The 13,096-nt window shown below is 43.0% G+C and carries 12 protein-coding genes; 8 read left to right on the top strand and 4 right to left on the bottom strand.

Annotated elements, in window-relative coordinates; all coding sequences use genetic code 11:
* Positions 1-121: 121 nt before the first annotated feature.
* Positions 122-1,213, bottom strand: a complete 1,092-nt coding sequence (locus tag A0128_RS13180; protein WP_069607948.1) for an aminopeptidase — start codon at positions 1,211-1,213, stop codon at positions 122-124.
* Between A0128_RS13180 and A0128_RS13175 the strand changes: the two genes are divergently transcribed.
* From A0128_RS13175 to A0128_RS13135, 8 genes are all read left to right on the top strand, one after another.
* Positions 1,212-2,318, top strand: a complete 1,107-nt coding sequence (locus A0128_RS13175) for a S1C family serine protease (RefSeq protein ID WP_069607947.1) — start codon at positions 1,212-1,214, stop codon at positions 2,316-2,318. The genes A0128_RS13180 and A0128_RS13175 overlap by 2 nt on opposite strands.
* Positions 2,319-2,498: 180 nt before the next feature.
* Positions 2,499-3,803 carry a pyridoxal phosphate-dependent aminotransferase gene (locus tag A0128_RS13170; RefSeq protein WP_069607946.1) on the top strand — a complete coding sequence of 435 codons (1,305 nt, stop codon included), beginning with the start codon at positions 2,499-2,501 and terminating at the stop codon, positions 3,801-3,803.
* 33 nt (positions 3,804-3,836) lie between these two features.
* A complete protein-coding gene (murI, locus tag A0128_RS13165; protein ID WP_069607945.1) occupies positions 3,837-4,613 on the top strand; it encodes a glutamate racemase in 777 nt (258 codons plus the stop codon).
* Positions 4,614-4,615: 2 nt separating this feature from the next.
* Positions 4,616-5,215, top strand: coding sequence for an RNA polymerase sigma factor (locus A0128_RS13160; RefSeq protein ID WP_069607944.1), 600 nt, complete (start codon positions 4,616-4,618; stop codon positions 5,213-5,215).
* A 332-nt stretch (positions 5,216-5,547) separates the two neighbouring features.
* Positions 5,548-6,099: a cupin domain-containing protein gene (locus A0128_RS13150; RefSeq protein WP_069607942.1), complete on the top strand. Its 552-nt coding sequence runs from the start codon at positions 5,548-5,550 to the stop codon at positions 6,097-6,099.
* A gap of 143 nt (positions 6,100-6,242) precedes the next feature.
* Positions 6,243-6,851, top strand: coding sequence for an adhesin Lsa19 (lsa19, locus tag A0128_RS13145; protein WP_173662793.1), 609 nt, complete (start codon positions 6,243-6,245; stop codon positions 6,849-6,851).
* 46 nt (positions 6,852-6,897) lie between these two features.
* Positions 6,898-8,007: a phosphoribosylformylglycinamidine cyclo-ligase gene (gene purM, locus A0128_RS13140; protein WP_156781838.1), complete on the top strand. Its 1,110-nt coding sequence runs from the start codon at positions 6,898-6,900 to the stop codon at positions 8,005-8,007.
* Between the two features lie 73 nt (positions 8,008-8,080).
* On the top strand, positions 8,081-9,274 hold the full coding sequence (locus tag A0128_RS13135; RefSeq protein WP_427854350.1) for a chloride channel protein: 1,194 nt from the start codon (positions 8,081-8,083) through the stop codon (positions 9,272-9,274).
* 355 nt (positions 9,275-9,629) lie between these two features.
* On the opposite strand, the gene A0128_RS13130 is transcribed toward A0128_RS13135, so the two are convergent.
* The 3 genes from A0128_RS13130 to A0128_RS13120 all read right to left on the bottom strand — a co-directional run bounded on the left by A0128_RS13130 (position 9,630) and on the right by A0128_RS13120 (position 12,609).
* On the bottom strand, positions 9,630-10,292 hold the full coding sequence (locus A0128_RS13130; RefSeq protein ID WP_069607939.1) for a DUF1554 domain-containing protein: 663 nt from the start codon (positions 10,290-10,292) through the stop codon (positions 9,630-9,632).
* 371 nt (positions 10,293-10,663) lie between these two features.
* A complete protein-coding gene (locus tag A0128_RS13125; protein ID WP_069609284.1) occupies positions 10,664-11,596 on the bottom strand; it encodes a sensor domain-containing diguanylate cyclase in 933 nt (310 codons plus the stop codon).
* 26 nt (positions 11,597-11,622) lie between these two features.
* Positions 11,623-12,609: a sensor domain-containing diguanylate cyclase gene (locus tag A0128_RS13120; protein ID WP_069607938.1), complete on the bottom strand. Its 987-nt coding sequence runs from the start codon at positions 12,607-12,609 to the stop codon at positions 11,623-11,625.
* Positions 12,610-13,096: the final 487 nt, after the last annotated feature.

The following is a 13,096-nucleotide window of genomic DNA, read 5'->3' as shown; positions in this document are numbered from 1 at the left end:
ACCCAAAATCAGGGCGGGGCGCGCGAACTTTTACGGTAGTGCTGTCGTAGTTACGACATTTATTTTTAAAGATTCAATTCCTTTCTGGGCAAGGTGATTCCTTCTTATGGAATCGATCGATTTATCGGAGGAGTTTCTTTCTTTCCTCGTTGGAAAGATTTACGAAGGCTTTCATTCTTTCGTGAAACTTGGAAAAGTTAAAATCAGCCCTTTCAAATTCCTTCTTAAAAAAATCGGAGCCGGAATGATAACGAAGATAACCCACGAAGTCTTCGTTGTTCCAATTCTTCATTGAGAGTTTTTCCATCGGGAACGTTTTGTATTCTTCTTTTAAACCGAAAAGAACCTCCTTGAATTCGTTTAGGATCCGTTTTTTACTTTCTAATTTTTCAGAATCTCCAGCTTCCGAGGAATATAACTTTTGCAGTTTACCCGCAGTTTCCACCAAAAGTTTTTTGAACTTCTGCGATTCTTCCTTATGAAGAAGGATTTCCTTTTTGATCGGGCCTTCTTTTCCTTCTAACGATTCCAAATAACGAAAGGTTCCTTCCTCTTCGACGAAGCTCGCATAACTCTCGTTAAAGACCGAATCTCCCGGAAAGTAGACGGTCGAGTGAGCCATCTCGTGAAACACCAAGGACGCGACCTCGTGCGGTTTAACTTCCAGCTGCGAAGAGAAGATCGGATCCTCGAACCAGCCCAGAGTAGAATAGCCCGCGGTGATCCGAATTCTCGTATCGAATCCTTTTTCTTTGAGTTCCTTTTCTTCTTCCTTCGTTTTTTCCAAACTGAAATAACCCTTGTAAGGAACGGTTCCCGCGATCGGAAACCACCAAGTGTAAGATTCCAACTTTAAAGGATAACAAGCCGCGACGTGCCAACCAAGTTCTTCTCGATCGAGTTGTACAAAGGTTTTGAAACCGGCGGCCGGTTCTAAGGCCAATTCTTTGATTCCAAATATTCGAAAACTTTCGACTTCCCGGAGTTTGTGTTTTAATTCTTCTTTTGTATTCGGATCTCTGAGAACTTCTTCGATCGCTTTTCTTTTTAGAAGAATGTCGAGTTGTCCCGTTCCGAGATGCCAGAGATATCCGACGCAGTTTTGAAAACTCAAAGCCAAAAAAAGAAGAATTGTGATTCTCCCTATAAACATTACAGTTTTAGATTTACAGATGTTCCGCAAATCAAGAGAATAGAATTTAGGTTCTAACATGGAATTATTACGCACACTTCCGAGGATTGTCGTCTTAAACGGAATTCTTTTAGCGGTTCTCATATCGATTCTGATTTTTCCGAAGGATTGCGCTTTGTCTTCTCTTTTCTCCGGCAAAAGGCCGATCTCACCCGGAGAACAAAAGTCGGCAATTGAAATACAAAATTCTTTTCGCAACGTCTATCATCTCGTGAAGGATTCCGTAGTTTCGATCCGAACCAAAAAGAGCGAATCGATTTCAAATCCTTATCACTACTTCGATTTTAGAAACGAAAGACTCGCGTCTTTTGGAAGCGGTTTTTTTGTTCACGACAAAGGTTATATCGTCACCAACTATCACGTCATCGAAGGCGCTGAAAGTATCGAAGTTATCACTTCGAACGGTGGAATTCATTCCGCAAAGTATGTGGGGAGTCACGAAAGAGCGGACATCGCTCTCTTAAAGATTCGGGAAGGTTCGGGTCTGAAGCCGGTCGTATTCGGAGATTCGGATCGAATCGAAGTGGGAGACTGGGCGATTGCGATCGGTTCCCCCTTTGGCCTCGAACGTTCTTTTAGCGTCGGGGTAGTCTCGGCGAAGTATCGCGAAGACCTGGACGAAACCGGTCAAACTCATATCCAAACCGACAGTATGATCAACCCGGGCAGCAGCGGAGGCCCGCTCTTAAATATCTACGGAGAAGTGATCGGAATCAATCGACTGATTCGAAGCGAGACTGGACGGAACTCCGGCATCGGATTTGCCATTCCGAGTAATTATTCTTTAAAGATCATTCGGATGATAGAAGCCAATCAAGGTCGTCATATCCGTCCCGCAATCTTGGGGGTGATGGCGACGGTGCCTCTTCCCGATCATAGAACGGCTCTGGGAATCCCGGATTCTTGGACGGGGGTTTTGGTTTACGATATGGATCCTCAATCTTCGGCGGAAGTCGGAGGAATCAAACGTTATGATTTTATTCTCGAGGCGAACGGAACCCCGATCAAAAATATTAATGATCTGCGCGAACAGGTTGGAATAGTGGGACTTGGGGGCAAGATCAAGCTCCGTATCTACCGGGACAAAACGATGTTGGAACTTCCGGTGAAACTGATACAAAAATAAAAAACGTGAGTCTGATGAAAGAACATTCGGGCGATTCGCTCGCAAAAATTTTTCAAAAGAAGGCTCGCGACCGCGCTTTACGCTGCAATTCCTTACGGAATTTCCGCTACAATCGCTATCGCAGTTTCTAAAGACCCATGCTAAATCGATAATATAGAAAAGAGGATAGGACAGGACGGGATGAGAAGAAACATCGTTCACAGCGGAGCGGACGCTCTGATCTATGAAATCAGACAGATCGTAGCCGTCGCAAAAAAACTGGAGGCTTTGGGTCTTCAGATCACTTACGAAAATATAGGAGATCCGATTCAAAAAGGGGAAACCATTCCTTCTTGGATGAAAGAGATCGTTTCCAATCTGGTTCTCAAAGATAAATCCTGGGCCTATACCGCCACTCAAGGATACGAACCGACCCGTAAATTCCTCGCGGAAAAGGTGAACGAAAGAGGAGGGGCGCAGATCACAGAGGACGACCTTCTCTTTTTCAACGGTCTTGGAGACGCCGTCGCAAAGATCTTCGGCTTTATGAGAAGAGAAGCTCGAGTTCTCGGACCAAGCCCCGCGTATTCCACGATATCATCCGCAGAAGCCGCTCACAGCGGATACGAACATCTCACATACAATCTTCTTCCGGAAAACAATTGGATGCCGGATCTGGAAGACATCGAAAACAAGGTTCGTTACAACGATTCTATCACCGGAATTTTACTGATCAATCCAGATAACCCCACGGGCGCTGTGTATGATAAAACTCTAATGAAGAAAATCGTGACGATCTGTGAAAAATACGATCTCATGTTGATCTGCGACGAAACCTACGCACACGTAAATTATTCCGACGCCGGGCCGCTTCATCTTTCCGAGGTCATCGGGGACAAAGTTCCCGGAATGGCTCTTCGTTCGATTTCGAAAGAATTTCCTTGGCCGGGCGGACGTTGCGGATGGTTGGAAATTTTTAATAAGGACAAGGATCCCGTTTTTAGTCGTTACGTAAAATCGTTGTTAGACGCTAAGATGTTGGAAGTCTGTTCGACCACACTTCCGCAGATGTCGATTCCTGAAGTCTATTCTCATCCAGAATTTATTCCTCACCTAAAAAGAAGAAACGAGAAGTTTAAAAAACGAGCTCGCCTCGCAACCGAAGCCTTCTCCGGATTAAAAGGTGTCAAGGTCAACGAACCTAAGGGAGCTTTCTATCTGACCGTAGCTTTCGAAGACGGGGTTCTCAATTCTTCGATGAAGTTGAAGGTGGAGAATCAAAAGGCTTCCGATTTTATACAGCCTCTTTTGGAACAAGCCGCGAACGATCGAAGATTTGTATATTATCTCCTTGCGTCTACGGGGATCTGCGTGGTTCCTTTGTCAGCGTTCTGCACAAAGATGGACGGATTCAGGGTCACCTTACTGGAAGAAGACGAAGAAAAATTCAACTGGATCTACAAAACCCTTCGAGAAAAGATCGGTGAGTATATCGCTTCCGCCTAACGCAAAAGATCGATTGAGAATGGGGTCTCCAATTTGAAAGAGCCGCTCAAGATCGGGCTGATGGATTCCGGAATGGGCGGGCTTTCCGTACTTAAGGAAATTCTAAAGTATCGGAAGGATCTCGAAGTTGTCTATTTCGGGGATCTCAAAAACAGTCCTTACGGAGAAAAGAACGTATCGAAGGTTTTGGAATTGACCCGGAACGTATGCAATCGACTTCTCGAAGAAGACGTAAAAACCATTTTACTCGCTTGTAATACGGCGACTTCGGCCGCGGCCGAAACTCTGAGAAAAGAATTTGATATTCCTATTTTTGGAATGGAACCCGCGATCAAACCCGCGATTTTACAAAACCCCGGAAAAAGAGTCGCGCTTTTGGCGACACCCGTCACTCAAAAAGAAGAGAAACTTCAAAAGCTCAAAAAAGAATTGAACGCGGACGATTTACTTCTTCCGATTTCATGTCCCGGGCTTGCAGGTCTGGTGGACCGAGGCGATTTTAACGGCGCGGAAGAATATCTGCAACCGATTCTAAAAAGTCTGAAAGAACAGGATGTCGGGATCGTAGTTCTTGGATGCACACATTACGTTTTTCTAAAAGAGATTCTTCTAAAGAATTTTCCGAGTTTAAAGTTGTATGACGGAAACTCCGGAACGATCAAACACCTTCTCAATTCTTTGGGAGAATCGATCTCCGATTCCGATTTAGAGCAAGGGGGAGAAACAAAATACAAACTGATTTTGAACAGCGAAGATGAGTTTCATTTTCGGTTGGCGGACCACCTTTTGAACTCCAAGAGCGGGGTTTGATTTTGTCGGATCTCGATTCGGAATCTTCGTCTTCGGGAAACAAAACTTCAGAAACCTTGCGCCTGATTTCCGGGATCGTTCGAAAGGATCCTCGTTGTCTCGAAAAATTCTACGATCTCTATGGGAATCTTATTTATTCAGTAATTTATAAAATTCTAATGCAAAAAGAGGAAGCCGAGGAAATTCTCCAAGAAGTGTTCACGATTCTATGGAATAAAGCTGAGCAGTTTAAACCGGAACGTTCCTCTCCTTTGACTTGGATGACTACGATTGCGCGTAACGCGGCAATTACAAAACTCAGATCCACCGATTTTAAAAATCGAAAACAAACTGGAGAATTTCAAGAGACTCAACTTTCGAGTTCTTTACCGAAAGACCCGGCCTTCGAGGAAGTTTTCGATTCTTCCTTGAGAAGCCGTGTTCAGAAAGCGATTGCAACTCTTTCCCCTGAGATCGCGATTCTTTTGCAAGAGGCGTATTGGAGTGGACTCAGCCAGAGTGAGATTGCTGAAAAATTTCAGCTTCCTCTGGGAACTGTGAAGTCGCGGATTCGGACCGGACTTGCTCAACTCAGGGATCAACTCAAAGAATGGAATCTTTAGAAACGTTGGTTGAAATAAAAACATCGATGATTATAACTCGAAAAGACAGTAATTTTGACCGCGAGCTATTTCTTAATAAAAGGTCGTTCTTAAAAGAGGGGAGGATTTTCTTTTGAAAAGAAGTCATCTTTTGAGAACGACTTTCAATCCGTCGGAACTCCTACAAAAATCGTTTCTTTCCATAATTCTTATTTCACGAATATTGTTTTTGAACGGATTGCAAATCGAAACAAAAGAGAAAAACAAAACGAAAAAAAAGATCCGATTTGTAAGTTTATACGTAAGAATTTTAAGATCCGAGAAGAAATCATTCTTCAGAGCGGAAGAGAACTATGAATCCGGACAACGATCCTAATCCATCCAATTCAGACTGGGAAAATTTTGTCTTTCCTCGAGACGTTTTTGAATTCTCGCTTGGGAAAACGGAACTCGAAGAAATCTTTCATCGGTTCGCGATATCTTCGCTCCCGGAAGTGAAACCGGATTCTTCCTTAAAGAAAAAAATTATTTCCTCCATTTTGAATCAACAAAACGAAGGAGAAGATTTTCTCTTTATTCGAAAATCAGATTCTCGCTGGAGGAAGTCCGCGTTTTCCGGTGTGGAATATAAAATTCTTAACAGAGATCAAAGCCGCAACACGGTCACGCTTATGATTCGTATGGAAGCCGGGGCCGTTTTTCCGGGGCATGCTCACGAAACCGCGGAAGATTGTTTATTGATCGAGGGAGATCTAAATATCGCAGGAACGGTTCTGAAAGCGGGTGATTTTCATCGTGCAAACCCGGGCTCCGTTCACAAAAAATTCTCCACTTCCTCCGGGGCCGAGTTTCTGATCGTTTCGGGAGAATCCGACTTTGCAGAATCCGAGAAATATTTTTCCTAAATTTCGAAACCCCTTTCTCTGGAAATAAATTTCCTGTGTCCCTCTGAAAAATTTTGAAATAAATTTCCTAAATTAAAACTAAAATTTCGATCCGATTTTTTCGAATTAGTGTATAATACGAAAACTCCTCTTTAGAGGATTCAATCGGAGTGTTTATGATCCGTTTTATAACCGCCTTCGCGGTTTTATTCTTTTTGAATGTGTGTAAACCAAAGGTTGCGGAAAGTTCGGACGCGGTCGTTACCTTTCTCAAAGGAAAGGCTTCCATCGTGGAATCCGGTAAAGAACTTTCACCTCTTTCAAACGTCGCCGAAAAACAATCGGTGAAAACCGAAAGCGACGCCGTGTTAGATCTTACTTCCAAACTCGGAAGCTTTCGTCTTTTAGGCGGAAGTACGGCGAAGGTCGCCTCTCTCAATGCGGAGATCGTTTCCTTTCAAGTTTCGGAAGGTAACGTTTTGATCAAGGCTTCGAAGCTCGCCAAGGGTCAGAGTTTAACCGTGGACACTCCGACCGTCGTAGCGGCCGTGAGAGGAACCCAGTTCTGGGGAAGGGTCAACGGTAAAGACGAATCCGGCACGTTTGCCGTGAGAGAAGGCTCCGTCGAGATCACTCGTAAATCCGATAACGCTAGGGTTTTGGTCGAAGCGGGTCAAGCCGTAGATCTAAAGCCGGGCGATAAAGAACTAAAAGCAAGAACCGCCGCAAAAGAAGAACTCTCTGCGATGGAGCAGATCGACCAGATGAAATGATTTCCTGAATTCCCGAATCTTCGTCCTTAAGTGCCGGATTTCCCGTATGGATCCGGTTTTTTTTTGTGTGCAGGGATTTTATCTTTTCCAAGCTATTCTAAAAAGAGTCGGGATCTTAAGAATGGAAGAAAAGATTACATACAAAAGCGCCGGTGTGGACACGGAAAAAGGCAGAGAGTTTGTTCAGAAGATCAAACGCAACGTGGAATCCACTCACGGACCGAGAGTTCTCGGAGGACTCGGCGGTTTTGCGGGCGCCTACGACGTAAGCTTTCTTAAAAAATACAATCAACCCGTTCTACTTTCGGGAACAGACGGAGTCGGAACGAAGATAGAACTCGCGAGACTTCTCAATACGTTCAACACGGTCGGGATCGATCTCGTCGCGATGTGTGTGAATGATATCCTCGTCTGCGGCGGAGAACCTTTATTCTTTTTAGATTATATTGCCTGTGGAAAATTGGATCCTGAAAAAATGGATCAGATCGTTTCCGGGATCGTACAAGGTTGCAAGCTGTCTAACGCAGCGCTTCTCGGCGGTGAAACCGCGGAACATCCCGGAACGATGAAAGAAGACGAATTCGATCTCGCGGGTTTTGTGGTCGGTGCGGTGGAAAAAGATCTGATGATCGACGGAAGCTCCATCCAACCGGGAGATCAGATTCTCGGATTAGAATCGAGCGGGCCCCATAGCAACGGCTTTTCCTTGATTCGTAAGTTGCTCTTAACGGACGGAAAACATCTCCCGTCCGATCCAGAACAAGTAAAGTTCTTAAAAGACTACGCTCTCAAACCGACTCGGATCTACGTGGAAAGTATATTAAAACTTCTGCAAAAGGTTCCCGTAAAAGGAATGGTTCACATCACGGGAGGAGGATATCAGGAGAATGTTCCGAGAGTCCTTCCGCAAGGATCGAAGGCAAAGTTTTATAAAGAGAAAATTCCTTCCGGATACTTTTTCGAAAAGATCAAAAAAGATAAGAAGCTCGACGAGTTGGAGCTCTTTGCCACCTTCAATATGGGAATCGGTTATATGTTGGTCGTTTCCGAAGAAAACGTAAATTCAACAAAACAATTCTTAGAATCCTCCGGAGAATCCGTTCACTGGATCGGAGAAATCATCTCCGGTAATAAAGAAGAAGTCCAGTTCGTCTAACAGCGAAGATATGATCAATCTCGCCAATCTGCTGCGGTCTCCGCTTCTGGTACTTTCCAGAAAAAATCCTTTTATGCTTTCGAGGCTCACCTTTTTTTATGTGATCCTCGGAGTTGTAGGAGGTTTGTTTTCCGCCGCGTTTTGGATGCTCATCGAATATCTTACACAATTTGCTTCGGGCGTCTCGGGGATTCTAACGATTCCTTTTATGACAGTCTCCGGGCTTTTGATTGGTCTGATCATTCACTTTCTCGGAGAACCCGGAGAAATTTCATTAGTAATCGATAATATACGTTTCCGAGGCGGTAAACTCGAGGCCAGTCAAAACCCTTCTATGGCTCTTTCCTCCCTTTTGAGTATTTCCACCGGTGGAAGCGCGGGACCGGAAGCCCCTCTCGTACAAATCACGGGTTCCTTCGGAAACTGGTTCGCCGAAAAACTCGGTTTGACCGGAGAGGAATATCGTTCTATGACGATCGCCGGAATGGCCGCCGGCTTTACTTCTCTTTTCGGTTCCCCTCTGGGGGGCGCGTTATTCGCTCTTGAGATTCTCCAACACAGACATGTCGTGGAATACTATAAAGCCCTTTTACCCGCGTTCTTATCGAGCACTTCGGCCTTTTTCGTATTCCTCTGGATGACGCACGCGGGTTTACAACCGACTTGGCAATTTCCGCAGTATGTTCCCGGAGATATTCAAGATTTCTTATATGCCCTTTTACTCGGAGCCATAGGTGCCGGCCTGGGTTGGTTGTTCCACGGTCTATTTTTGACCAACCGCTGGATTTATTCTAAGATTCCGGGAAAAATTTACTGGAAGACTACGATCGGCGGTCTTGTTCTGGGAGTCATCGCTTGGCAGATTCCTCTGACCCGTTTTTTTGGACACGATCAACTCAATCTTATCGTAGAGGGAAGATTTACTCTTCTCTTTTTGGTAGGTCTTATTTTTTGGAAGACCTTTGCAATCACGACAACCGTTGCGGCGGGTTGGAGAGGGGGAGTGATCATTCCCCTTTTTTTTCTCGGAGCCTGCGCGGGCAAATTTCTTTTTGGAATTTTACCGACCGAGAACGAATCATTTTTGATGATCTGTTTGATGGCGGCAGTCAATTCTTCCGTTACAAAAACTCCGATTTCGACCACGATTCTTTTGTCTGAGCTTACCGGTTTGTATAGTTTTACTCCCGTGCTCATCGCAAGTCTGAGCGGTTATTTTCTTTCTCCGAAAGAACCGTTTATTGCAACGCAAGGGAAGGAAGGTTGAGTAGAATTGCTTTTGAAAAGTCCATTCTATTTTAATCCGTAAAATTGTTCCGACAAACTTTCTTTCCCTAAAAAAACCGGATTGAATAATTGGAGTCCGTTTCGCTTTCAAGTTGGGGTTTCATTCTTATACTTTTTTTTGAATTTTCTTCCACGCGAAAATGAATCTGGATCCAGGTTTCAAGTTTACGCCGGAATAGAATCTAATAAAAAATATATTCTTTAATAAGAATATTCAAAGATTGGTATGTATTAGTTTTCTATTTTAAATAGGACTCGGTTTTTGGTCAAAAAATCATCCGTCCTTTCGGAGAATGAACTCCGGCACGCGAAGACTCGAATGCCGGAGTTTTGATTTACTGTTCTACGCAGAGTAATCTTTGCGCTAAGTTGCAATTCCAAGTATCTACGGCAAATGCTCCGCCTGCACCGGCACCGAACGCGGCGGTATCGGTCGTGTTTCCGGCTTGTCCTCCGTCGCCTGCCAAAGAGGAAGTCCAACCCTGACAGGTATTTCCCACATTCCAAGTTGCGTCGGAGAGTCCGTCCCAGAAAAAAGTTTGAGTTCCTCCGTCGATTCCGTTTGTAAAGTTGCCGCTCACGATAGCCTGTGCGTTAGTCGTGAAGGTGACCGTAGTTCCGTCCTTTCTCCTGTATTCTTTATTCGCATACAAAACCCAATCTATTTTTGCCGGCGAGATCGTTCTGGTTCCAGTGGAAACTAAGAAAGCTTTGTAGGTTCCGGTCAATCCTGAAGGTCTTTCCGTAGCACATTTTAAATCGGCTCCCGTGATTCCTCCCAAGTTACCGGTGTAACCGGCGCCGTTGTTTGTTGCGATAAAGGTTCTACAAAACGTTGAGTTCTGACAAGAAACGTTTGTGGAACTCGAGCTAATCTGATTGGAGGCAACGATTAGATCGAATAAGTCCTCGTTGCTGGAATCCTTTGGTTTCGTGCAATAGAACACGGTTAAGAATACAATTCCGATGGGAATTGTAAGAAAAATTTTTCGTGACATGGTGGTTTTCCTTTTTTTAAACGCCGTCTATTTCCGATTTCAAAAAGTGAGTGGAAACTTTTTCAAAAAGAAACGAACGATCTTTTGGAAGTCTTAAACCGATGTCGTTTTAGATTTTTCAAATTTTGATTTTAAAAACATGTTCGATTATAATTTGAAAATATCGTCTGAGAATCTTTATGATTTCCTAGCTAAAACTTTTTTATTCTATTTTAAACTGAATAGAAAGTTTAAGAACGCGATTGAAGTCGCTCCTTTGTTTAAAGGAAGCGTTCAAAGAAGAATTAAAATCATAAACTGATAAAAAAAGAAGAATGTCTGATGATAATTCTATTGTTTTTTCGATTTAAAAAACGATCGAAATTCCAATTTTAGAAAATAATAGAGGAGGAATGGGTCGCACAATTCTTGCCTTTCATTTTAGATTGATAAAGGGCCCGATCTGCATAGTCTATTATATATTTTGAATAATCTTTCGTCTGGGAAAAAGAAAAGTCGAACCGGATTGTTGCAATTCCAATGCTTACGGTTATTTTTCTTTTTTCCCAGGGAAAATCTTGAATGGTCTTTGTTAGATTGTCTGCGACTTTGATCGCTTCGCTTTCGGATGTTTTAGGCAGAATTACGACAAATTCTTCACCACCATAACGCGCAACGATATCACCTTTGCTCAATGTTTTGGAAAGAAGAGAGGCCAATTGAACTAAAACTTGGTCTCCCGCAGGATGACCGAATTGATCGTTAAAGGCTTTGAAATGATCGGCGTCGATCATCATCAGCGAAATTTGACCTTTCTGTTTTTTTGAGAGATGGATTAGACATTCTAGTTCTTCGTTGAAGGCTCTTCTATTCTTAAGCTTTGTCAGAGGGTCGGTTGAAGCTTGTTCAAACAATCGATCGTTTGCTTCTTTGAGTTCGATCGCGAGTTGGCTGATCTTTTGGTTAGATTCGACGAGTTCGGTGATATCACGACCTGTGATATAGATCAAACCGGATTCGAGATCAGGAAAGCCGGTCCAGGAAAGATATTTATAATTTCCGTTTAAGCACCGAACTCGGTTTTGAATGGCAGCCTTTGGAATTCCCTTGTCCAGTTTGGAAAATTCTCGAACCGATTCTTCAATGTCCTCCGGATGTAAAAGGTCGAAAGGACTTTTGCCAAGGAGTTCTTCTTCGGACCAACCTAAAATTCTTTTAAAGGACGGGTTGACCGAAATGACGGTCCCATCCATTCTCTGAATAGAAAATAAGTCCAGGGAGTAATTGTAAAATTTCTCAAGATTGTATTCATTCTTATAAGCCATCTTCAAAATCCTTAAATCTGAAAGAGTCAATCCGAATTCGTAAAATCGAACTTTGAACGAGAACAAGGAAGCAAACTGTCCGGAGGAATGAGTGAGTGATGAGTTACTTGATTTCTTCCGTTGACTTTTGAATGATATAAGGCCTTGTCCGCGTTCTCTATTAGAAATTTCGGGAAATCCATTTTTTCAGCAATCAGGGAAGAATGAAACTGAATCGTCGAAATTCCGACGCTGATCGTGATTCCCTTTTTTTCCCAAGAATACTCTCGAATCGTTTTGGCCAATGTTTCCGCGATTGGAATGGCTTCTTCCACCGATGTGTTCGGAAGAGCAATTATGAATTCTTCCCCTCCGTAACGCGCGACGATATCACTTTCTCTCGTCGTTTTTAGAAGTAGACCCGCAAGTTGAACCAAAACCTGATCTCCTTCCGGATGACCGAATTGATCGTTGTATTCTTTGAAATGATCTGCGTCGATCATCATCAGTGAAATTTGGCCTTCTTGTCTTTGCGTAAGATGAATGAGATAATGCAAATCTTCGCTGAAAGCCCTTCTATTTTTAATCTTTGTCAGAGGATCGGTCGAGGCTTGTTCGAACAAACGATCGTTTGCTTCCTTGAGCTCTGCGGCGAGTTGACTGATTTTTCGATTGGATTCGACAAGCTCGGTGATGTCGCGGCCGGAGGTGTACAACAATCCGGCCTTTAGATCCGGAAAGGAAGACCACTCAAAATATTTATACTTTCCGTCCGCGCATCGGTATCGATTTTGAAAGGAAATGGTCGGAACTCCCTGGTTCAATTTCGAGATTTCTTTGAGTGTGGATTCAAGATCTTCGGGATGCAAAAGATCAAACGGATTTTTCCCGAGGAGATCCTGCTCGGTCCATCCGAGGATTCTTTCAAAGGAAGGATTTACTTGGAGGACGGTTCCGTCCAATCTTTGAATCGAGATCAGATCCAAAGAAAGTCTTACAAAGTTTTCAAGATTATATTCTTTCCGGAAGTTCATTTTGATTTTTCGAATTCTCCAATAGATTCTTGCGCCGATGCCGGAAGGTTTTGATTTGAATCAGATGATTTGGATGGATCTCTGGTTTTATGAATTTCATTTATTAATTTCAGTAAATATTTTTCACGGAGAATTGGAAATTCGAACATAAGAATTCTAAAACAACCTTTCTTTGCAATGGACGTTCTTTGAAAAACAATCCTTACGAAAAAGAATTCGAATCTCTTTTTGTTACAAGACTTAAATGAAAAAGATTATATCTACATTATATAATGTAGTTAAATAAATTAGGGATTCTTATAACAAGAATGGATCGTAATTATCACTTTGAAAAAAACTATTTTGCTTTCATTTTTGATTTATAGCAGTTTGTAACTTGAAGTTTTAGAGCCCACGATCTCTTTCGAGTTACACGTAAATTTCGACTGAGAATTTGATTCCGGATAAGAATGGAAGTTTGGGTTTCCGATAGAAGATGTCGGAAAAA

The sequence above is a fragment of the Leptospira tipperaryensis genome, assembly GCF_001729245.1.
Lineage (GTDB): Bacteria > Spirochaetota > Leptospiria > Leptospirales > Leptospiraceae > Leptospira > Leptospira tipperaryensis.
This window is presented reverse-complemented; position numbering and strand designations above follow the sequence as displayed.